This window comes from Massilia genomosp. 1 (genome assembly GCF_011682185.1).
Lineage (GTDB): Bacteria > Pseudomonadota > Gammaproteobacteria > Burkholderiales > Burkholderiaceae_D > Telluria_A > Telluria_A rubra.
This window is the reverse complement of sequence record NZ_WHJF01000051.1, coordinates 18,230-40,090: the sequence shown is the minus strand read 5'-3', so window position 1 is coordinate 40,090 and position 21,861 is coordinate 18,230. Positions and strand designations below refer to the sequence as shown.

Genomic DNA, 21,861 nt, shown 5'->3' with positions numbered 1-21,861 from the left:
TTTCACAGGGCCGCGTTGCGCATCACGATGGTGGTGACGAAGGTGCGCCGCTCGCGCCAGCGCAGCGCCGGCGGCAGGCGCGCTTCGTCGATGCGCGTGCCGGGGTCGTCGGCGCCGCCGTAGCCGGGGCCGAACAGCTCGTAGGCAAGCGGTGCGCGCGCGCCGGCGCCGCCGGGCGCGCCATGCAGCAACAGCGCCACCCTGACGCTGGCCACGCGCTTCCAGTGGGTCTTGCGGCGCAGGTCGCGCTCGCGCTCTGCCGGGGTGGCGCCGTCGAGTATCAGGGAGGCGTCCAGCGCGTTGACAGCTCCGGCGGCCAGGTAGCGGTCGGGCAAGCCGTCGCCGGGCTCGTCGGTATCGAGCCCGTACAGGACCTGGAAGGTATCGACCCCGCCCACCAGCGCCTCGCTGCGCCAGTCCTTCTGGCCACGGTATCTGCAGCGCAGTTCGGCGTCGCCGGCGGCATCTGGCGCGACATAGAAAATGCTCCAGCCCTCGTTCGCGGCGCCCACCGCGAAGCCGGCGCAGCTGTGTACGCTGCCGTCGCCATCGGGCCCGGCTCCCGCGCCATCGAAGCGCAGCGCCAGCACGTCGCTGCCGTTGACGCCGCCCGCTCGCGCGCCGGCGATGCCAGGCCCGCCGCGCGCCAGCACATGGTTGTCCAGTCCGCCGATGCGGGCGGCCGTCGCGGCCGACGATGGCGGCGCTTCTTCGCGCTCGAGATCGACCCAGGCGCCCTGGCGCGCCGCCCGTTCGATGGCCTCGAGCGCGAAGCGGCCGGCGTCGTCGGTCTGCGCCAGTGCGTTCTGCGCGGCGTAGCCGGACTGGGCGGACACCAGCAGCGCCGCCGCCGCCAGGGTCACCAGCAAGCCGAGCACCAGCGCGACCATCAGTTCGACCAGGCCCAGGCCGGCCTGGCGCAGCCATCGCGAAGCGGGACGCGCCCTCATGGCGCCCCCGTGCCCAGCATCACCGCCAGCGCCGGAGCGGAGGACGCGGCGGCGCCAGGCCCGGCGCGCGGCGCGGCGCGGGCATGCCAGCCGAGCTTGATGACCACCGGCGCCCCGGGCGCGCCGGCGCATTCCCACGCCAGCGCCTGGCCCGCATCGTCCCACACGGCGGCGTCGCGGCACACCGCGATGCGCCCGCCCGGAAAACCGGCGTGCAGCGCGGCCACCGTATCGGCGATGTCGAAGCGGGCCAGTTGCGCACTGTCGCAGCGGCCCGCGCCGTAGCACTGGGAGGGCGCGGGCGGCGGCGCGCCCTCGCCCGCCTCGTAGCGCAGTTGCAAATAGGGATTGAGGGCGTCGCCCAGGCGCATTTGCGCGGCATTGGCGCGCATGCGTTCGGCCAGGCCGCTGGCCAGGTGTACCCCGCGCGACATCAGGCTCGATTCCTGGCGGGTGCGCAGCGCCGCGACCTGGGTGCCGAGCGCGCCGAGGATGCCGACGGCCAGCAGCACCAGCGCCACCAGCACTTCGATGAGCGTGAATCCGCCGGCGACATGGTTTCGCAATATGCGCATGACTCCCCCGCAACGTTGAACGACGCGCCCGGTCATGCCGCCGCAGCCTCTCAGCCAGGGCTGCAAGGTCGGTCGTGGTGTGATCTGGATCGCTTGGGAGCTACGTTAACAGCGCTGGGGACAGGCGCGCATGGCCTGCCTCAAGAGTGTGAGCCGAACTATTTACGCGGTTTGCGCTCGTGACCTACTTCGGCAATCGCATCCTGGAACTCGGCCAGGTCTTCGAAGTTTTTATACACGGACGCGAAACGGATGTAGGCAATCTTGTCGAGGCGTTTCAGCTCCTGCATGACCAGCTCGCCCACGTGGCCGGTATCGACCTCGCGCTGCCCGCTGGTGAGCAGTTTTTCCTCGATCGACGCGACGGCCTGGTCGATGGCCTCGGCCGACACGGGCCGCTTGCGCAGCGCCAGCATCAGGCTGCCGCGCAGCTTGACCGAGGCGTACTCGGTGCGGCTGCCGTTTTTCTTGACAATGATCGGCATCGACAATTCGATCCGTTCATAGGTGGTGAAGCGCTTGTCGCACTTGACGCAGCGGCGCCGGCGCCGGATCGAATCGCCCTCCTCGGATACGCGCGTATCGAGGACCTGCGTATCTTCATGCTGGCAGAAGGGACATTTCATGGGGCCGGGGCTGCTGCTGTGAGTGTCGCTTAGATCAAGCCGCGTAGACCGGATACTTGTCGGTCAGCTTCTTGACCTCAAGCTTGACGCGCTCCACGACCGCGGCGTCGTTCGGATTGTCGAGGATGTCCGCGATCAGGTTGCCGACCGTGGTGGCGTCTTCTTCCTTGAAGCCGCGCGTGGTGAAAGCCGGGCTGCCGAGGCGGATGCCGGAGGTCACGAACGGTTTTTGCGGATCGTTCGGGATGCCGTTCTTGTTGCAGGTCATGTGGGCCGCGCCCAGCAAGGCTTCGGCTTGCTTGCCGGTCAGGTTCTTGGCGCGCAGGTCGACCAGCATGACGTGCGACTCGGTGCGGCCGGACACGATGCGCAGGCCGCGCGCGATCAGCGCCTTGGCCAGCGCGTCGGCGTTTTTCACGACCTGTTTCTGGTACTCGGTGAACGATGGCTCCAGCGCTTCCTTGAAGGCAACGGCCTTGCCGGCGATCACGTGCATCAGCGGGCCGCCCTGGATGCCGGGGAAGATGGCCGAATTGATGGCTTTTTCGTGCTCGGCCTTCATCAGGATGATGCCGCCGCGCGGGCCGCGCAGCGACTTGTGCGTGGTCGAGGTGACGAAGTCGGCGTGCGGCACCGGGTTCGGGTAGACCCCGGCGGCGATCAGGCCGGCGTAGTGCGCCATGTCGACCATGAAGTAAGCGCCCACCGCCTTGGCGACCCTGGCGAAACGCTCGAAGTCGATCTTCAGCGAAAACGCCGAGGCGCCGGCGATGATCATTTTTGGCTTGTGCTCATGCGCCAGGCGCTCCATGGCCTCGTAGTCGATGTCTTCCTGCTCGGTCAGGCCGTACGACACCACATTGAACCACTTGCCCGACATGTTCAGCGCCATGCCGTGGGTCAGGTGGCCGCCTTCGGCCAGCGACATGCCCATGATGGTGTCGCCCGGCTTGAGCATGGCGAAGAACACGCCCTGGTTGGCCTGGGAGCCGGAGTTCGGCTGCACGTTGGCCGCTTCGGCGCCGAACAGTTGTTTGACACGGTCGATCGCCAGTTGTTCCGCGATGTCGACGAATTCGCAGCCGCCGTAGTAGCGCTTGCCCGGATAGCCTTCGGCGTATTTGTTGGTCAGCTGCGAGCCCTGGGCTTGCATGACGGCCGGCGAGGTGTAGTTCTCGGACGCGATCAGTTCGATGTGATCTTGCTGGCGTGCGTTTTCCTTCTGGATCGCGCCCCACAATTCCGGGTCAACATGGGCGAGCGTGTGTTCTTTTGAAAACATGAAAAAACTCCAATCGATAAGAGTGCGAGGCACCTGATTGCAAGGATCGAATGAGGGGAGCCGTCGGAAATGGAACAGGCAGCCTCATCGTGCGCTTCCATCGGTGGCTGCCCAGGCGAACGGCTGATGAAATCTCACGTTCCCCGGTGGATGCCCACCTTTCGCCGCCAGGCAGCAATGCGCCGCGACTTTTCGCCAGTTACGTGAGACGTAATGGAGCCCAAATTGTAAGTTAAGTCCTTGAATAGGGCAAGGAATGGGATTGCCTAATTGGCAGGTAGCGGCCAATCGGGTCACTTGGGCTACAATCCGGCACAGCTTTGCACTTCTCCAGGACACCACTATGATCGTTTTCATCACCGGCGCCTCGGCCGGCTTCGGCGCCGAAATGGCGCGTACCTTCGTCAACAACGGCCATCAGCTCGTCATCAGCGGGCGCCGCAAGGACCGCCTGGACGCCCTCGCGGCCGAGCTGGGCGACCTGGCTTTGCCGATCGTCATGGATGTCACCTGCAAGGAATCGATCAACGAAGCCTTGTCGATGCTGCCGCAATCGTGGCGCCAGGTCGATGTGCTGATCAACAATGCCGGCCTGGCGCTGGGCACCGAGCCGGCCCACGAAGCCCCGCTGGCCGATTGGGAAACCATGATCGCCACCAACTGCACCGGCCTGGTGACGATGACGCGCGCGCTGCTGCCGGCCATGGTCGAGCGCGGAAGCGGGCTGATCATTAATCTGGGATCGGTGGCCGGCAGCTATCCTTACCCGGGCGGCAATGTGTATGGTGCGACCAAGGCCTTCGTGGACCAGTTCACCCTGAACCTGCGCGCCGACCTGGCCGGCACCGGCGTGCGCGCGACCAACCTGGCGCCGGGCTTGTGCGGCGGAACCGAGTTTTCCAAGGTGCGCTTCAAGGGCGACGATGAAAAAGCGGCCAAGGTGTACGAAGGCACGCAGCCGCTCACCGCCAAGGATATCGCCGCCACCGCGTTCTGGATCGCCACCTTGCCGCCGCATATCAATATCAATTCGATCGAGATGATGCCGACTTGCCAAGGGTTCAGCCCGTTTGCGATCAAGCGGACGTAACTTTCGTCATTCCCGGCACTGCCGGAACCGACTTCCCGCGCAGGAGGCTGTCTCAAAACGCTAAAATCACCGCTAGGCGGTAGACTCTTATCCGTCATTCCCGCGCAGGCGGGAATCCCATTCCGTGGCATAGCAGCGAACTTGGATTCCCGCCTGCGCGGGAATGACGGTGCTGGAGGTGGTAGTCGTTGAACGCTTCCCTTTTGAGACAGCCTCGCAGGCGGGAACCCAAGCTCGTACTGCAGTTGCTAAACCACCAACTTGGGTTCCCACCAAGGGGGCCGCCGAGGCCGGGAACGACGAGGGTGTAGGTGAGAACTGCGGCTTGCGTAACACAACTCATCGCCCATGTAAGCGATTGTTACAGAACTTGGCACTTCGCCACGGCTCACGTCTACTTGTGCGCCATCCGGCCCGCTGGGCGCCATCTTTATGTACGCTTGCGTACATTTACCGCAAAAAACCGCGTAAAATGTTTCCGATATTCACTTATGGCAAATGAAATGCCCTCAGTATTCAGTTGGCCGGTACGGGTCTATTACGAAGACACGGACGCCGGCGGCATCGTCTTTTACGCGAACTACCTCAAATTTTTCGAACGCGCGCGCACCGAATGGCTGCGTGCGGCCAACATCGGCCAACAGGCGCTGCGCGACGAACACGGCGCGATTTTCGTCGTCAAGAACGCCAGCATCGACTATCACGCGCCAGCCAGGCTTGATGATGCATTAAACTTGACATTGAGTATAGAAAAACTGGGGCGCGCATCGGTCCAGTTCCTCCAGCAAGCCTGGCACGGCGACGTATTGCTGGCCAGCGCGACGGTCAAAGTGGGCTGCGTCGACGCGGTCACCCTGCGTCCCCGCGCCCTGCCCGACGCTAGCGCTGCTAAAATGCGTGCCGCCTGACACTTCACACCTAGAAAAATCCAACGCCAATGAATGCAGCCCAAGACCTTTCCTTTATCGCCCTGATCGGCAACGCGCACCTGATCGTGCAATTGATCATGGCACTCTTGCTGGGCCTGTCCATCATGAGCTGGACCTATATCTTCCGCAAGGCCTTCGCCGTGCGCGCCGCCCGCCAGCAGACCGAACAGTTCGAACGCAGCTTCTGGGCCGGCGGCAACCTGCATACCCTGCACCAGAACGCCAGCACCACGCGCGAACAGGGCGGCGCGCTGGCGCGCATCTTCGAAGCCGGCATGGGCGAATTCATCAAGGGCAAGCAAGCGTCCCCACAGCGCGATCCGCTCGACACCGGCGCCGTGCTCGACGGTGCCCGCCGCGCCATGCGCGCCGCCTTCCAGCGCGAACTCGACGCCCTCGATTCGCACCTGAACTTTTTGGCCTCGGTCGGCTCGGTCTCGCCGTACATCGGCCTGTTGGGCACCGTGTGGGGCATCATGAACGCCTTCCGCGGCCTGGCCAACGTGCAGCAAGCGACCCTGGCCGCCGTGGCGCCCGGCATTGCCGAAGCGCTGATCGCGACCGCCATCGGCCTGTTCGCGGCCATTCCGGCCGTGGTCGCCTACAACCGCTTCACGCACGATATCGACCGCCTGGCCATCCGCTTCGAGAGCTTCGTCGAAGAATTCTCGAACATCTTGCAGCGCCAGTCGCGCTGATCGGAGGCACTCATGGCATCGTTTTCGAGCAGCCTGCGCGGCGGACGCAAACGCAAGTTCAAGTCCGAGATCAACGTCGTCCCCTACATCGACGTGATGCTGGTGTTGCTGATCATTTTCATGGTCGTGCCGCCGGCCAACAGCCCGAGCGTGATCAACCTGCCGAGCGCGGAGAAATCCGCCCTGCCGCCGGACGACTACATCCAGATCGTGCTGAAACCGAACGCCAGCCTGAGCATCGGCATCAACGGCAAGAACAGCGCCGCGGCCGAGGAATTACCGAACCGTAACGCCGTGATGCGCCGCCTGCGCACCTTGCACGCCGAGCATCCGGACTACCCGGTGATGATCGCCGGCGACCGCGACAGCAAGTATGACGATGTGATCCAGCTCGTTTCCGAAGCGAAAAAAATGGGCATCAACCGGGTCGGCCTTGCCACCAAGTGAAGACGATGGCGCCCCTGACTCCCGCCGCCGATCCGGGCGGCCCCTACACCGTGCCGCCCGAGCCAAGCCGCGTCCCTTCGGTCGCGCTGGCGCTGGCCGTACACGCCGGCCTGTTGCTGTTCCTGTGGGCTGGCATCAACTGGCAGAACGTGGCGCCGACCACAACCGAGGCGGAACTGTGGGACCCGCAAGTGCAAGATGCCGCGCCCTTGGCCCAAGCGGAACCGCCGCCGCGCGTGGCGAAACCGGTGACGCCGCCCAAGCCGGTCGAGAAACCGGTCGAGAAAACAGTCGAAAAGCCGGTCGAAAAAGCGCTCGAAAAGCCGCCTGAGAAGCCGGTGGAAAAGCCGCCCGCCGTCAAGCCGCCCGACATTGCGCTCGAACGCGAGAAGAAACTCAAGCAACAAAAACTCCAGCAGGAGCAGCGCCTGGCCGAGCAAAAGCGCGAGCTGGAACTGGCGCGCAAGGAATTGGCCGAGCAAAAGAAACGCGAAGAGAAAAAACTCGACGACCAGAAGAAGCTCGACCAGAAAAAGCTCGAACAGGAAAAACGCGAGCAGCAAAAACTCGACCAGCAAAAGCAGGAACAGGACAAGCTGGCGGACAAGCAGGCCCAGGACAAAGCGGCCAAGGCCGAAAAAGCCGCCAAGGACAAGAAACTGGCCGAGGAGCAGAAAAAACTCGACAAGCTGCGCGACGCCGAAATGCGCCGCATCACCGGCGACACCGGCGGCAACGGCGAGGCCGACAAGCGCAGCGCACCGAAAGGCGACCCGAGTTATTTCGGCGCGATCGGCGCCAAGATCAAGAGCAACCTCAATTACACGGGCAGCACCAGCATGGCGGGCGATCCGCAGGCGGTGTACCAGATCGAACAATGGCCGACCGGCGAGATCAAGTCGGTCAAGAAGATCAAGAGCAGTGGCGTACCGGCGTACGACCAGGCGGTCGAGAACGCGATTGCCAAATCGTCACCGCTACCGAAGAAAAAAGATGGTACGGTAGACCCGTCAGTTCCCGCCGCATTCAAATTGAAGGAAACCCAAAAAAGCCATGACTAAACTCAGCACATTGATATTGACCGGTGCCCTCATCACCGGTTCCTCGGCCTACGCGCAAATGCGCGTGGAAGTGGTCGGCGTCGGCAGCAACCAGATTCCCATCGCGATTGCCGCCTTTGCCGAAGAAGGCGTGGCGCCCGCGCAGGTCTCGGCCATCATCCGCGCCGACCTCGAACGCAGCGGCATGTTCAAGATCATCGACGCTGGCAGCACCCTGTCCGAATCCTCCCCGGTCGACTACAGCCAGTGGAAGTCGCGCGGCGCCGATGCGCTGGTGGTCGGCAGCGTGCAAAAGCTGGCCGACGGGCGCTTCGAAGTGCGCTACAAGCTGCACGACACCATCAAGACCAATCAGCTCTCGAGCATGACCCAGTCCGCGCAAGCGAAATACACGCGCCTGTCGGCCCACAAGATCGCCGACGATATCTACGAAAAACTGACCGGCAGCCGCGGCGCTTTTGCCACCCGCGTCGCCTACGTCAACGAAAACCGCGGTGCGCGCGACTACCGCCTCGAAATCGCCGATGCCGATGGCGAAGCGGTGCAGGTGGCGGTGCGTTCGAACGAACCGATCATCTCGCCGGCCTGGTCGCCGGACGGCAGCAAGGTCGCCTACGTCTCGTTCGAAAAGCGTAAACCGATCATCTACGTACAGGACCTGGTGACCGGCGCGCGCAAGATCGTGGTCAATGAAAAAGGCAGCAACTCGGCTCCGTCCTGGTCGCCCGACGGCACGCGCCTGACGATGGCCTTGTCGAAAGACGGCCACACCCAGGTGTATGTGGTGGGCATCGACGGCAGCGGCCTGCGGCGCGTCTCGAACAGTAACGGCATCGACACCGAGCCGCAATTTTCGGCCGACGGCCAGACCATCTATTTCACCAGCGACCGCAGCGGCGGCCCGCAAGTCTACAAAATGCCAGCCGCTGGCGGCAACGCGCAGCGCGTGACCTTCAATGGCAGTTACAATATCAGCCCGCGCGTCTCCTCGGACGGCAAAACCCTGGCCTGGGTCTCCCAGCGTGACGGTGGCTATTCCCTCTATGCGATGGACCTGGCCAGCAGCCAGGAACTGCGCCTGGCCGATGGGGCCACCGAACCGAGTTTTTCGCCCAACGGCAAATACATCATGTACGCAACCAAAGGCGGCGGCCGTACTTCGCTCGCTGTGGTGTCGGTCGATGGAAGGGTCAAGCAGCGCTTAACAACCCAGGCAGGAAACATCAGGGAGCCCAACTGGGGTCCCTTCATGAAGTAATCGCAGTATCAACGTCGTTCACGCTATTTTTAACACCGTCCAGGAGAAAACACCCATGCGCAATTTTAAAACCCTCGCATTCATCGTCTCGAGCGCCGCCCTGCTCACAGCTTGCAACACCCCGGTCAAAGACACCCCCGTACCAGTGACCGAAAAGCCGGTTGCCGGCAAGACCGTCGTGACCGACGACACGCGCGAAGTCAAGACCCAAACCACCGAATCGGTGGTCGATCCTGTCAACGATCCAAGCGGCGCGCTGGCAAAACGCAGCGTCTACTTCGACCTCGACAGCTATGTCGTGCGTGAAGATGGCAAGCCAATCGTCGAGAACCACGCCGGCTACCTGACCAAGAACAAGACCCGCAAGATCATCATCCAGGGCAATACCGATGAACGCGGCGGCACCGAGTACAACCTGGCCCTGGGCCAGAAACGTGCCGAAGCCGTGCGCAAGTCGATGGCCTCGCTGGGCGTGTCCGAGTCGCAGATGGAAGCGGTCTCGCTGGGCGAAGAAAAGCCAAAAGCGACCGGTGGCGGCGAAGCGGCATGGGCGGAAAACCGTCGTGCCGACATCGTCTATTAATCGCTTGCCGTAACCGGCATCCGGGCCATCGGGGCGGCGCGCAGTGCGAACTGTGCCCGCCCCGCTGACCTTGTGCCACGGTGTTTTAGTTTCAACGGTTTTGAAAGAGTCACGATCATGATCACACTGTCCAAGTCCCGCATTGCCGCCGCCTGCCTGGCGCTGGCCGCCTGGGTGCCGCTGCAAAGCCACGCCGGCCTGCTCGACGATGATGAGGCGCGCAAGGCCATCCTCGAACTGCGCGCCAAGGTCGACACCATCGCGCGCGAGCTCAACGCCCGCATCGACACCAAGTCCGACCGCAGCAGCGCGCTCGACATGGTGAACCAGCAGGAACAGACCCTGTCCGAGATCGCCAAATTGCGCGGCCAGCTGGAAGTGCTGACCAACGAACTGGCCAATGCCCAGAAGCGCCAGAAAGATTTTTACACCGACCTCGACGAGCGCCTGCGCAAGCTCGAACCGCGCCAGGTGACCATCGACGGCCGCGAAGCGGCGGTCGATCCGAACGAGCAGCGCACCTACGACGCGGCCATGGTCATGTTCAAGGGCGGCGACTACAAGAGCGCGGCGTCGGCGCTCGGCGAGTTCGTGCGCCGCTTTCCGGCCTCGGGCTATGCCGCCAACGCGCAGTACTGGCTGGGTAACGCCTACTACGCGCTGCGCGACTACAAGAACGCCATCTCGGCCCAGGAAACGGTGGTGAGCCAGTACCGCGACAGCGCCAAGGCGGCGGACGCGATGCTCAACATCGCCAGCAGCTATACCGAACTGAAGGACACCAAGAACGCCAAAAAGGCGCTCAAGGACCTGGTCGCCAAATATCCGGACTCGAGCGCGGCGCAAGCGGCCAAGGACCGGCTGGCGGTGCTGAAGTAAGGTGATCGTCACACCACGGTAAAAAATGTGTGCTGGGGCATTTGACAGAAGCGTGGATGCCCCCTATAATCTTGCTTCTTCGGGTCGTTAGCTCAGCTGGTAGAGCAGCGGACTTTTAATCCGTTGGTCGCAGGTTCGAATCCCGCACGGCCTACCACGAATACAGCAGTACAGAACTGGGTTAGCAAGCTTCGGCTTACTAACCCTTTTTTGCATTCGCAAGTATCATGTGTCGTGATGAGTCATGGTCGCGGCGCATCGTTTCAAGCCCGGTCGCATCAGCGCTGTTGCCTCACGGCGTTCAGGAAGTAGCCTTCCCAATACAGCACCAGTTGCTCGCGGTCGCGCACGTAGATGAAATCGATGCCCACCGGTTCCCGGCACGTGACCGTGATCTCGCGGACCTTGTCCGGCAACGGCAGCTTCTTCGGCTCAAGGTTATAGTGCTTCACGAAGTAAGAATAGAAACGCCGCTGCGCCACCTTGAAAGACGGGTTCACGCAATCGGCCGTCCCGAAGCGGATGCTGTTCGGCGCGATCACCAGCCTCGTGCCGACGAGCTTGCTTGCGTCTTCGCTGGACAGCGACGTGCTCTCCTGCTTATCGAGCACCGCCGAGATTTTCCATACCCCGTAAAGGTTGCGATCCGGCCGGGCCGCATGCGTAGCCTGCGAAATCAAGATTGTGAAACAGAGCAATAGCAGCTTCATCCTGCCTCCTTGGCGATTCTGATTTTGGCGGAACGGAGCACTTTCCTCCCGGTGCCGCTCGATCAGTCCGCGAGCGACGAGCGTCGGCCATTGACTGTCGTCCGGCTAAAGCGGCGCGCTGTTCAACAACAGGTTTCAGACCCGACAACAAAACGCGACGTCGTCACCGACCAGATACCTCCGGCCGGCGAATGAGCAACCAGCACATGAAACGATCCCACTCACTGTGGCACGGCGACCTCGCCCCGGCCCACCAGATACGCGTAATACCAACCCGGAATCGCCCCCATCAACCAGGGAATCGGTGTGTTCAGAAGGTCCTTGATCGACTCGGGCATGAATTCATCGAACAGGATGACGACCCCGATGACCGCGAAATTGATCAGCACCACGACCCCGACCGACTTTATCCGGCTCCACCAGCTCTTGCGGCCCTTGAAAAGGGCATACAGCATGCCGAAGCACATCAATATCAGCAGGCATGCGCCGTAGATTAAACCGTTCATTCCATTCCCCACGTTGTGTTCTCCCGACGCGGCACGCACTGCGGCGCAGGGAGATAAAGTGCCAGCCAATTTGCTGCTTGTATATGTCATCGATTTCCGGCGCTCACGCCACGCGCGACAGGCTGGAACAGCGATGACCTCATTGTTGATTATCAAGCAAATAGCCGCCCCTTAACGCCCCGCAAGCCCATCGACCGCAAAGACGCTCCTGGCACGACGGCGCGTACCCGATAACGATACCAAACCGGCAATTCGCCAGCCCGCCAGCCCTGTTGCAGCAATCCCACCCCGCTCTTCCTTGCTTAACCTGAATCAACAGGGCGCGTGTCGGACAATCTTACACTGGACTACGAAGTTAACCATTGGAAACATTCCCGCCTAGCACGCGGGCCTTCCGCCCCGGCATCGCTTGGCGGCCACCGCGCAGGACCTGGACATGACTCCGACACCGAACCATCCCCTGCGCGCCGTCGCGCTCGCCGCCGCGCTGGCCAGCTTGGCCCAGCCCGCCGTGGCCGGCCCCGACCACCAGCAAGACCTGAACGCCCTGCCCATCGAACAATTGCTCAATCTGGAAATCATCACCGCCTCCAAGTTCGCCCAGAAGATCAGCGAAGCGCCCTCCTCGGTGTCGGTGATCACCGCCGACGACATCCGCCGTTTCGGCTACCGCACCCTGGCCGACATCCTGCGCAGCGTGCGCGGGGTATACGTGACGGACGACCGCAACTACAGCTACGTCGGCACGCGCGGCTCCGGGCGCCCGGGCGACTTCAACACCCGCCTGCTGATCCTGGTCGACGGCCGCCGCCTCAACGACATGGTGTACGACCAGGGCGCGCTCGGCACCGAATTCCCGATCGATGTCAGCCTGGTCGAACGGGTCGAATTCGTCCCCGGGCCGGGCTCGGCCATGTACGGCAGCAGCGCGTTTTTCGGCGTCGTCAACGTGCTCACCAAGACTGGCGCGGCGCACCAGGGCACCACCTTGGCCGCCGGCGCCGCCAGCGTCGGCACGCGCAAGGCGCGCATCGCGACCGGCTTCGGCTACGCCAACGGGCCCGACCTGCTGCTGGGCGCAGCCTGGCTCGCGCGCAAGGGAGGCGAGCCGTATTTCCCCGAATACGACGATGCCTTTCATAACTTCGGCGTGGCGCGCCATCTCGACCACGACCGCTACCAGCGCGTCTTTGCCAAGCTGAGCTGGGGCGGCTTCTCGGCCAGCGCCTATGCCGGACGGCGCACCAAGGGCATCCCGACCGCGTCTTACGGCCAACAGTTCAACGATCCGCGCAGCCAGACCAGCGACGCCTACGCGTCCGCCAGCGCCGCCTGGCAGGCGTCACTGAGCCCGACCCTGGAACTGCACGCCGGCCTGAGCCTGCGCAGCTACCGCTACCAGGGCACCTACATCTACGTACCCGACAGCGCAACGGTCAATATCGACACCGCCGAGAGCCGCACCATGTCCACCGAATTGCGCCTGCTGAGCACGGCGTTTCGCGATCACAAGATCATTGCCGGGGCCGAATATGCGAGCGACGCCAAACGCATGATGCGCAATGACGACCTGGCCCCCTACGCCTCCTACCTGGCCAGCGACCACCCCAAGCGACGCGCCGGCGTCTACCTGCAGGACCAGTTCCGCCTGGGCGAGCGCCTCATCCTCAACGCCGGCCTGCGCCACGACCGCGACGACGAGGGCGGCAATGCCAGCAACCCGCGCGTGGCGCTGATCTATAAAGCGGCCGCGCACAGCACCCTCAAGGCCCTGTACGGCACCGCCTACCGCTCGCCCAACGCCTACGAGCGCTACTACGCGACCAGCACAGGCTACAAACGCAATCCGCAACTCAAGCCCGAGCGCATCCGGACCTACGAACTGATCGGCGAGTATTTTCCATCCGAAAACTTCAGGGCCAGCGCCTCGCTGTTCCAGTACCGCTTGATCGACCTGATCGCCCTCACCACCGACCCGCTCGACAGCCGGCTGATGCATTCGAACATCGATTCGGCGCGCTCCAAAGGCGCCGAGTTCGAAGCCGAATGGCTGCGCGATGACGGCAGTGCGCTCAAGACCAGCGTCAGCCTGCAATACGCGCGTAACGGCGTCAGCGGCGAATGGCTGAGCAACTCGCCGCGCCAGTTGTTCAAGCTGAACTACGCCAAACCATTCTGGCGCGATACCCTGCGCGCCGCGCTCGAATGCCAGTTCACCAGCCGCCGCCGCACCACGGCCGGCGGCCAGGTGGGCGGCTTCGGCCTGCTCAACCTGACCGTGCTCAGCCACGCACTGGGAAAACACGTCGAACTGTCCGCCAGCGTCTACAACCTGCTCGGCAAACACTACGCCGATTCCGCCAGCGAAGAGCATTACGACAGCGGCACGCCGGCCCGCTACCTGAACGCCATCGGCCAGGATGGGCGCAACTGGCGCATCCAGGCCAGCTACACCTTCCAATGATGATGCGCCATCGCTCCCCTTCCGTGCCTGCCGCCTGGCGCGCCGGCGCCACCCGCCGGCGGCGCTTCTGCGCCCTCGCGCTGGCCCTGCTGCTGCCCGCCCCGGCCCAGGCGCAAGCCCAGGCCGCCGCCGAATTCGCGGCAAAAGCGGCCTTCATCTACAACATCGCCCTGTTCAGCACGTTTCCGAATCCGGACGCTCCCCTGGTCAGGCTGTGCGTGCTCGGGCGCGACCCCTTCGGCAAGCTGCTCGCCAGCCTGGAGGGCAAACCCCTGGGCGAAGCGACCATGACGATCGCTTATCCGCCGTCGGGCGGCGACGCGCTCAGGCAGTGCCAGATCGTCTTCGTCAGCGCCTCCGAGAGCGACAGCGTGGCCCGGCTGGCGCAGGCGGCGCCCCGGGAAGGCGTGCTGACCGTGTCCGATGCGAAGGGCGCGGCGCGCCTGGGGATCATGCTCGAACTGGCCGTCGAGGACAAGCGCATCGCCTTCGAATTTAACGCCGAGGCGGCGCGCGCCGCCAGCATCACGCTCAGCTCCAAAGTGATGCGCCTCGCGCGCGCGGTACACTGAACCCACGAAACGGACCCATCATGAAACGCCCTTGGCAGCGCAAACGCAGGCATCAAACCCTGAGCACCAAGCTCAAATGGGCCAACCTGGTCACCAGCGGAACCGTGATCCTGCTCTCGACCCTGTTCCTGCTCGGAATCCAGAGTTACTTCTTCACCTCGGCCCTGGTGCGCCAGACCCAGGCGCAAGCGGCCATGGGCAGCGAAAACATGTCGGCCGCCATGCTCTTCGGCGACCGCCTCGCCGCCAGGGAAATCCTGGCGGCCCTGCGCGTGGTACACGATGTGCAGTCGGCCGTGGTGTACGACAATACCAACAGCCGCTTCGCCAGCTACCTGCGCGACCCCGGCGCGGGACAGGCAACGCCGCTCGCGCCGCCGCCGGCGAGCGCCGCCGGCTACACGCTCTCTTACCGCCACGTCACCGTGGTCGCGCCCTTGAGCGTCAAGCGCCAGCGGGTCGGCACGCTCATCGTGCAAAGCTCGCTCGCCAGCGTCTACCACCAGCTGGCGCTGTACCTGGCGCTCACCATTCCGGTCATGCTCGCCGTGCTCGCCATCGCCCACCTGGTGCTCTCGCGCCTGCAGCGCTTCATTACCGATCCCCTGCGCGCGCTGGCGGACACCAGCGCCCGGATTTCGCGCCTGGGCGACTATGCGATCCGCGCCGAAGTCAGTTCGCTGGCCGATATCGGCACGCTGTCGACCACCTTCAACACCATGCTCGAGCGCATCCAGAAGCGCGAAAGCGAACTGGAGGCCGAAATCAGCGAGCGCAAGCGGGTCGAGGTCAAGCTCGACCGCCTGGCCCACTTCGACAACGTGACCGGGCTGCACAACCGCCACTTCTTCAACGAGCGGCTCGAAGCGCTCATCGCGCGCGCCGGGCAGCGCCAGGAACGCGCGGTGGTGATGTTCATCGACCTCGACAACTTCAAGGCCGTCAACGACACGCTCGGGCACGATATCGGCGACGAGCTGCTGCGCCTGGTCTCGCGCAGCCTGACCGACACCTTGCGCCCCGGCGACGCCATCGCCCGCATCGGCGGCGACGAGTTCGCCATCATCCTCGACAACGTGCATCACATCGACGATGCCGCCGTGGCGGCCGAAAAATGCCTGCTCAAGATTGCCCAGCCGATCGCCATCTCGGGCCACGAGATCCACATCAGCGCCAGCATCGGCATCAGCGTCTATCCCGACCACGCGTCGAGCATGCACGAGTTGCTCAAGTACGCCGACAGCGCCATGTACTACGCCAAAAACAGCGGCAAGAACGCCTACCGCCTGTTCACCCACAGCATGCAGGAAGACGCGCGCAAGCGCTTCACGCTCGACAACAACCTGCGGCGCGCGCTCGAACGCAAGGAATTCGTCTTGCACTACCAGCCGCAGATCGACCTGCGCAGCGGCGCCGTGTGCGGCGCCGAAGCGCTGATCCGCTGGATTCATCCGGACCTCGGCCTGATCAGCCCGGCCGAGTTCATTCCCGTGGCCGAAGAATCCGGCATGATCGTGGCGATCGGCGAATGGGTGCTGCGCGAAGCCTGCCGCGAACTGCGCGTCTGGCATGACGAGGGCCACGCGATCCGCATGTCGATCAACCTGTCCGGGCGCCAGCTGGGCGAGGACGGCCTGGTCGCCTCGGTGCTGGCCAGCGTCGACGACAGCGGCATCGACGCCCGCTGGCTGGAACTGGAACTGACCGAAAGCATGCTGATGGACGCCTCGGCGGGCATGATCGACAAGCTGCACACGCTCAAGCGCGCCGGCATCGCGCTGGCGATCGACGATTTCGGCACCGGCTACTCGTCGATGAGCTACCTCAAGACCTTCCCGGTCAGCGCCCTGAAGATCGACCGCAGCTTCGTGCGGGACCTGCCGCACAGCACCGAAGACGCGGCCATCACCCGCGCCATCATCGCCCTTGCCAGGAGCCTGAAGATGGAAACCGTGGCCGAAGGGATCGAAACCCAGGAGCAAGGGGCGTTTTTACGCGCCAACGGCTGCGACAAGGCGCAGGGCTATTACTACGGCAAGCCGCTGGCGGCGGCCCAGATCAGGGAATTGCTCCGGCGCGGCAAGCACGAGGAGCTCGACCGCGCCCTGCCATGCAGCGCGTGAGGTGGCGCAGGCAAGAGAAGGCATACGAAATTGGCATGCGTGACGAGAAAATGCCTATATTTATATGCATAACTTTGCTGATAGCATCGTTTTCTTTTCATTTCGCCAACACAAGCGCGTCCACCACCTAGCCCGATTGACAACCCTCCCCGGAGTTCCACCCAGATGAGCAATTTTCCTGTTTCAGACGCGCCCTCGCGCCTGCTTCCCGCACGCCGCCTGACCACCCTGGCCGCCGTGCTGGCCATGCCCCTGTACCTGCTGGCCAATCCGGCCAGCGCCGCCAATTGCAACGCCGCCGTGGTCAACGGCGGCATGTACAGCATCGTCAACGCCGCCTCCGGCAAAGCGCTCGACGTGGTGGCCGGCTCGACCCAGGGCGCGGCCGAAGTCCAGCAGTGGGGCTACGCCGCCAGCGCCAACCAGCAGTTCACCCTGCGCGACGCCGGCAACGGTTACTGGACCATGCAGGCCAGGCACAGCGGCCTGCTGCTCGACGTGCTGAACCTGGCGGCCAAGGACGGCGCGAACATCATCCAGTGGAACGCCACCGGCGCCCAGAACCAGCAATGGCTGCTCAAAAAATCGAGCGGCGGCGGCTACAACGTCGTCGCCCGCCACGCCAGCAAGTCGCTCACCGTGGCCGACAACAACAGCGGCGCGCGCGCCTACCAGGCCAGCGACACCGGCGGCGGCCTGCAACGCTGGTACTTCAACCCCACCAACGGTTCCTGCGGCGGCCCGGCTGCCGACGGCTTCGCGGCCCAGGCGGGCGCCGACGGCTTGAGCGGCACCACCGGCGGCGGCAACACCGCGCCGTTCAGCGTGAGCTCCTGCGGCGCGTTGACGAGCGCCCTGCAAGCGAGCGCCGCCGCCGTGATCCAGATTCCCGCCGGCACGACCATCGATTGCCGCACCGCCGTGCGTTCCGAAAGCACCTGCGCGGTGGCCTGCCCGACCTACCAGGACCCCGGCAAGAGCACCTACCGCCTTCCGGTCGGCGCGCAGACCTGCAAGGAACTCGGCTCGACCAGCGAAACGCGCTTCATGCGTGCGCGCGATGAAATCACTATCCGGGTCGGCTCCAACAAGACCCTGGTCGGCCTGAACAAGGACGCGCGCATCGTCGGCGCCACGCTCAACGTCTCGGGCGCAAAGAACGTCATCATCCGCAACCTGGCCATCGAAAACATCAATCCGGGCCTGGTCGAAGCCGGCGACGGCATCACCATCAGCAAGTCGAGCCACGTGTGGGTCGACCATGTGCGCTTTAACCTGATCAGCGACGGCCACATCGACATCCAGGACAGCAAGAACGTGACCCTGAGCTGGAACCGGTTCGACGGCGTCAACCCGGCCGTCTGCGGCAACCAGCACCACTACACCAACGCCTTGAGCAACTCGCAGGTGAGCATGCACCACAACTTCTGGAACAAGACCTCGGGCCGCAATCCGAAGCTCGACGGGGCCGCCTCGCGCACCCACCTGTTCAACAACTACTGGCTGGACGTGCCCTACTTCGCCATCGGCGCCGGCGGCGCAGCCCAGGTAAAAGTCGAAGGCAATTTCTTCGCCAACAGCGCCAAGCCGCACTGGAACAATAACGACGCCTTCATCGACGCCAACATCGCCTCCAACCGCTACACCGGCAAGTCGGAAACCGATCCCGACAAGGATACCGGCGCCAAGGTATTCGGCGACACCCCCCTGTTCCCGTACCAGCTCGACAACGTGGACAATCTGCCGGCCGCCCTCACCAGCGGCGCCGGCGCGCGTTGACCTTCAGCGCGCGCGCGTGATACCGTTGCCGCCGTTGCCGGCAACGGCGTCCAGGCCAAACCCCATGCCGCCACCATCGCCCTCGATTCCCGTCGCCTTGATTCCCGCACACAAGCACGATCTGGACGCTGTGCAAGCGGCCATTGCAGCCGGGTGGCCCGCCGTGCTCCCGCTGCTGCCCGCTTTGCTGGAATGGGTGCAGGATATGAACTGGCCGGTGGCGACGCCACTCGCGCCGTTTTTGGCCAGCATCGGTGCGCCGCTCGCGCCCGCCGTCAGGCAGGTGCTCGATGGCGATGACGCCATCTGGAAAACCAACCTCATCTTGCAACTGGTGATGCGCTCGCCGGCCCTGCGCGATGCGCTGGCCGACGACCTGCGCCGGCTCGCCGCGCACCCGAGCGCGTCGGACCGCGCCGAAGAGGTCGACCAGGCCGCGCTGGAAGCGCTAGGCTAGCGCCGGCACGAGCACTGGTGCGTCGCGCGGCGCAGCATCAGGAACACCCGCACAACATAGTAGCGCTCGTCCGGCGTCCACGGGCACGCTTGCAGGGCGCGCAATCCGTGCCGTTGACGACCACGCTGGCGATCCCGTGTTCCTCGAACAAAACCTGCACATACCTGCTATCGACCGGGATGGACATGGCGCCGCTTTCACTCGCTCGATAAAGAAGCGCCATGATAGCCTACGTTAAGATAAAAGCAACAGCCGGGCCGGCGCGCTGTCGTCGGCACGGCCCGTGAGCATGCGGGCATCCCAGATTGGGCGTGACAGAAGGCGGCGCGACCTGCATACTTCTTTCCGAAACTGGCCGCGCCGCCCCCACTTCCCCACCATAAAGCACACACGCAACAATGACGACAAACTGGTCACTTTTCCACAAACACATCGGCGCCAAACCGCGCCAGTTCTTCGAAGTCCGCCTGCTTGGCAAGGCCGTCTGGCACGCCACCGGCATGGCCGAAACCTGGGGCACCGACGCCCTCGACGAACTGGCCAGCCCGGCCGCCGCGCAAGAGCGCTACGACGCCTTGTGCGCCGAGGCCGTGGCGACCGGCTTCACCCCCACGCGCCAGCGTGAGATCGACCTGAACCGGCTGGACGCCGCCCTGCTGGCCGCCGAGATCCGCGATGGCGCCCGCAAGGCCTTCAAGGCCATGCGCGCGGCCCATCCAGACCAGGCCATGAACGGCTTCGCCTTGATGAGCGACGAAAGCGCCATGACCATCGTCCCGGTAGCGAACAGTGAACAAGCGCTGGCCGACGACGGCGGCGGCGACGACATGCGCTGGGCGCCGCAGGAATGGTCGTTTTTCGAAGAAGGCGCCTACCTCGACATTGCCTACCGCATGATCCTGCCCTACCACCGCGACATTCCGAACGAGGTCGACATCGACGCCCTGCGCAGCTGGGTCTTCGGGGCCTGCGCCGACGCGCTGCGCCAACTGGCCGACGAAGGCCTGTTCGGCAGCGGCGCCGAGCGCGACGCGGTGGCGGTCGTGTTCTGTGTGGCCGATGGCGATTGCACCGACGACGTCATCGAACCCCTCAACAGCCCCGCCTCCGCCAGCCGCTTCGCTGCCTACCGCGCAAGCTGGAAGTAAGCGCCCCCAGCATTTTTTCGCTTTGATTCGCCTCCCTTTTTTTGAACCTTGGTCAGACCTTAATGGCGTTAAGTCAAGCGGCTTTCTGGCCACAAAGCTAAAAACCGTCTTTCCCGCCTGCGCGGGAAAGACGGAGCTTAAGTTAACGCCATGAGGGTCAGACCCCGGTTGGGAAACGAAAGCGCTGGTCACGGTTCGGATCAGGCGACGATGCGCGCCAGCAGCGCGCGCCACAGCAATTGCGGCGCGATCCCCGTGTAGCCGGATTCCTGGGCGTCGTTGCATTCGATGACGATCCAGCGCCCGTCGGCCGTTTTGGCCACGTCGACCACCAGGAACGGCACCGCCACCAGCGCGGCGGCCTGCGCGGCCAGGGCCCGTCCGGCGTGCTCGTCGGCGCAGGCGTACGGCGCCACCTGGTTCCAGTAACGGCCCCATCCCACGCAGTGCCCGTGCCACCAGAACGAGCGGTATTCGACCGATGGCCGGACCTTGCCGGCCACCTGCCCGCGCACCGGTTCGAGCGCCACGAATTCGCGGATCACCGGCTTTTGCCAGTGCAGGATCGGATCGTCCCGGTAGCGCTGCGCGGCGAGCTCGTAATGCGCGCGGCTGCAGATCACCGACAGCTCGGGATCATGCTTGCTGGTCTGGCGCGAGCCCTTCATGAACACCGGCCACGCGAATGCGGCCTCGATCGTGGCGGCCGATGGCAGGCTGTCGAACACCTCGGTGCGCGGCGTGAGCGCGCCGAGCAGCGGGTACCACGCTTCGAGCTCGCTGGCGCGCACATGCTCCTGGGGTGAATTGACCAGCCGTAGCCCCATGCCCAGCTTGTCCTCGAACTCGGCCGCGTAATCGGCAATCGGGCCAATGCGCAGCACGCACGTTTCTTCCCCCTCGATCCGGTACGGATGGGTGCAGGCAAAATGCAGGCCAGGGTCGAAGTCGTAGGCGGCCACGCCGACCGGCTCGCTGACGACAATCAGCTTGTTTTCAAGGCGCGCGATCTGCAACTAATGCCCCAGCACGCGCCCGCTCAGGCTGGCGCTGCGCTCGCCCGGGCTGGCGGCGCCGTCATCGAAGCGGCATGAGCGGATGAAGTCGAGCGCCTCGGCCACCAGCGCCGGCGCCTGCCCGTTCGCTTCGGCGGCCACGCGCGTGGGCACGCCGCCCTCGCCCACCATGAAGCGCACCAGCACGCCGCCGGCGCCGCCGGTCGCCGTAGCGGACCCAGTCGCCCCTGGGACAAAGCGCGCAAAGCGCGCCGATTCGCGGCAACTGCCGGCGCGCAGCAGCGGCGCCACGCCGGCCTCGCCGTCGAGCTTCCAGGCGAACTGCATCGGATATGGCCCGGCGCGCTCGGCCGCATCGAGCCCGGCCTTGAAACGGCAGGCGCCAATGGCGCGCAGGGCCGCCTCGTCGAGCATGCTCCAGCCGCTGCCGCGCAGCAGGCGCACCTGTTCCACCGCGCCGTCGGGCCCGATCGCGAACGACACCGTGGTGCTGCCCTGCAGGTCGTACAGCAACGCTTCGCGCGGCCACGCCGGCAGCGGGCAGCTGCCGGCATCGGCCAGCAAGTGACGCGGAAAAGCCGGCGTCGCGGACGCCGGCGCCGCATGCTTGTCCGGCACCTGCGCCACCGAAGCGGCGGCGGCGGCGATGCATACGCCAATGATCAATTTTCTGTTCAAAAAATCCACCCGGTAATCTGTGACGGGACC

22 protein-coding genes, 1 tRNA gene and 1 riboswitch are annotated in these 21,861 nt (G+C 64.5%); of the genes, 15 read left to right on the top strand and 8 right to left on the bottom strand.

Annotation, left to right across the window (positions count from 1 at the left end; translation table 11 throughout):
• Positions 1-2: 2 nt before the first annotated feature.
• From F1735_RS19010 to glyA, 4 genes are all read right to left on the bottom strand, one after another.
• The gene (locus F1735_RS19010) at positions 3-950 is read right to left on the bottom strand and encodes a PilW family protein (RefSeq protein ID WP_167238400.1); all 948 of its coding nucleotides are present in this window, start codon (positions 948-950) and stop codon (positions 3-5) included.
• The gene (gene pilV / locus F1735_RS19005) at positions 947-1,525 is read right to left on the bottom strand and encodes a type IV pilus modification protein PilV (RefSeq protein WP_167238399.1); all 579 of its coding nucleotides are present in this window, start codon (positions 1,523-1,525) and stop codon (positions 947-949) included. The genes F1735_RS19010 and pilV overlap by 4 nt, the downstream gene beginning before the upstream one ends.
• A gap of 158 nt (positions 1,526-1,683) precedes the next feature.
• Positions 1,684-2,151, bottom strand: coding sequence for a transcriptional regulator NrdR (nrdR, locus tag F1735_RS19000; protein ID WP_167238398.1), 468 nt, complete (start codon positions 2,149-2,151; stop codon positions 1,684-1,686).
• 34 nt (positions 2,152-2,185) lie between these two features.
• A complete protein-coding gene (gene glyA / locus F1735_RS18995; protein WP_167238397.1) occupies positions 2,186-3,433 on the bottom strand; it encodes a serine hydroxymethyltransferase in 1,248 nt (415 codons plus the stop codon).
• A gap of 102 nt (positions 3,434-3,535) precedes the next feature.
• Positions 3,536-3,646, bottom strand: a riboswitch (ZMP/ZTP riboswitch).
• A gap of 130 nt (positions 3,647-3,776) precedes the next feature.
• Between glyA and F1735_RS18990 the strand changes: the two genes are divergently transcribed.
• The 9 genes from F1735_RS18990 (at position 3,777) to F1735_RS18950 (ending at position 10,535) form a co-directional block, all read left to right on the top strand.
• Entirely contained in the window at positions 3,777-4,523 is a 747-nt protein-coding gene (locus F1735_RS18990) for an SDR family oxidoreductase (protein ID WP_167238396.1), read from the top strand.
• Positions 4,524-5,026: 503 nt separating this feature from the next.
• Positions 5,027-5,431 carry a tol-pal system-associated acyl-CoA thioesterase gene (gene ybgC, locus F1735_RS18985; protein WP_167238395.1) on the top strand — a complete coding sequence of 135 codons (405 nt, stop codon included), beginning with the start codon at positions 5,027-5,029 and terminating at the stop codon, positions 5,429-5,431.
• A 29-nt stretch (positions 5,432-5,460) separates the two neighbouring features.
• Complete coding sequence (tolQ, locus tag F1735_RS18980; RefSeq protein ID WP_167238394.1) at positions 5,461-6,150, top strand: protein TolQ; 690 nt, start codon at positions 5,461-5,463, stop codon at positions 6,148-6,150.
• Between the two features lie 12 nt (positions 6,151-6,162).
• Positions 6,163-6,597: an ExbD/TolR family protein gene (locus tag F1735_RS18975; RefSeq protein WP_167238393.1), complete on the top strand. Its 435-nt coding sequence runs from the start codon at positions 6,163-6,165 to the stop codon at positions 6,595-6,597.
• A gap of 5 nt (positions 6,598-6,602) precedes the next feature.
• Positions 6,603-7,658, top strand: a complete 1,056-nt coding sequence (gene tolA, locus F1735_RS18970) for a cell envelope integrity protein TolA (protein ID WP_167238392.1) — start codon at positions 6,603-6,605, stop codon at positions 7,656-7,658.
• Positions 7,651-8,916 (top strand): Tol-Pal system beta propeller repeat protein TolB, encoded by a 1,266-nt coding sequence (tolB, locus tag F1735_RS18965; protein ID WP_167238391.1) that lies wholly within the window; start codon positions 7,651-7,653, stop codon positions 8,914-8,916. Before tolA ends, tolB begins: the two co-directional genes overlap by 8 nt.
• A gap of 55 nt (positions 8,917-8,971) precedes the next feature.
• Positions 8,972-9,499 (top strand): peptidoglycan-associated lipoprotein Pal, encoded by a 528-nt coding sequence (gene pal, locus F1735_RS18960; protein ID WP_167238390.1) that lies wholly within the window; start codon positions 8,972-8,974, stop codon positions 9,497-9,499.
• A 117-nt stretch (positions 9,500-9,616) separates the two neighbouring features.
• Positions 9,617-10,378 (top strand): tol-pal system protein YbgF, encoded by a 762-nt coding sequence (ybgF, locus tag F1735_RS18955; RefSeq protein WP_167238389.1) that lies wholly within the window; start codon positions 9,617-9,619, stop codon positions 10,376-10,378.
• A gap of 81 nt (positions 10,379-10,459) precedes the next feature.
• A tRNA-Lys gene (locus F1735_RS18950) sits at positions 10,460-10,535 on the top strand.
• Positions 10,536-10,656: 121 nt separating this feature from the next.
• Here F1735_RS18950 and F1735_RS18945 read toward each other — a convergent pair.
• Complete coding sequence (locus F1735_RS18945; protein WP_167238388.1) at positions 10,657-11,088, bottom strand: hypothetical protein; 432 nt, start codon at positions 11,086-11,088, stop codon at positions 10,657-10,659.
• A 221-nt stretch (positions 11,089-11,309) separates the two neighbouring features.
• A complete protein-coding gene (locus F1735_RS18940; protein ID WP_167238387.1) occupies positions 11,310-11,594 on the bottom strand; it encodes a hypothetical protein in 285 nt (94 codons plus the stop codon).
• Positions 11,595-12,030: 436 nt separating this feature from the next.
• On the opposite strand from F1735_RS18940, the gene F1735_RS18935 reads away from it, so the two are divergent.
• From F1735_RS18935 to F1735_RS18910, 6 genes are all read left to right on the top strand, one after another.
• Positions 12,031-14,058, top strand: a complete 2,028-nt coding sequence (locus F1735_RS18935; RefSeq protein ID WP_167238386.1) for a TonB-dependent receptor plug domain-containing protein — start codon at positions 12,031-12,033, stop codon at positions 14,056-14,058.
• Between the two features lie 2 nt (positions 14,059-14,060).
• Entirely contained in the window at positions 14,061-14,630 is a 570-nt protein-coding gene (locus F1735_RS18930; protein ID WP_167238385.1) for a YfiR family protein, read from the top strand.
• 20 nt (positions 14,631-14,650) lie between these two features.
• A complete protein-coding gene (locus tag F1735_RS18925) occupies positions 14,651-16,753 on the top strand; it encodes a putative bifunctional diguanylate cyclase/phosphodiesterase (RefSeq protein WP_167238384.1) in 2,103 nt (700 codons plus the stop codon).
• A gap of 165 nt (positions 16,754-16,918) precedes the next feature.
• Positions 16,919-18,532, top strand: a complete 1,614-nt coding sequence (locus tag F1735_RS18920) for an RICIN domain-containing protein (RefSeq protein ID WP_167238383.1) — start codon at positions 16,919-16,921, stop codon at positions 18,530-18,532.
• A 64-nt stretch (positions 18,533-18,596) separates the two neighbouring features.
• Positions 18,597-18,989, top strand: a complete 393-nt coding sequence (locus tag F1735_RS18915) for a DUF5071 domain-containing protein (protein ID WP_167238382.1) — start codon at positions 18,597-18,599, stop codon at positions 18,987-18,989.
• Positions 18,990-19,387: 398 nt separating this feature from the next.
• Positions 19,388-20,137: a DUF4303 domain-containing protein gene (locus F1735_RS18910; protein WP_167238381.1), complete on the top strand. Its 750-nt coding sequence runs from the start codon at positions 19,388-19,390 to the stop codon at positions 20,135-20,137.
• A 200-nt stretch (positions 20,138-20,337) separates the two neighbouring features.
• Here the strand turns inward: F1735_RS18910 and F1735_RS18905 are convergent, their stop codons facing one another.
• Both F1735_RS18905 and F1735_RS18900 read right to left on the bottom strand, forming a co-directional pair.
• Complete coding sequence (locus F1735_RS18905; protein ID WP_167238380.1) at positions 20,338-21,153, bottom strand: ATP-grasp domain-containing protein; 816 nt, start codon at positions 21,151-21,153, stop codon at positions 20,338-20,340.
• The gene (locus F1735_RS18900) at positions 21,154-21,831 is read right to left on the bottom strand and encodes an energy transducer TonB (protein ID WP_167238379.1); all 678 of its coding nucleotides are present in this window, start codon (positions 21,829-21,831) and stop codon (positions 21,154-21,156) included. It lies immediately after the preceding gene.
• Positions 21,832-21,861 lie beyond the last annotated feature (30 nt).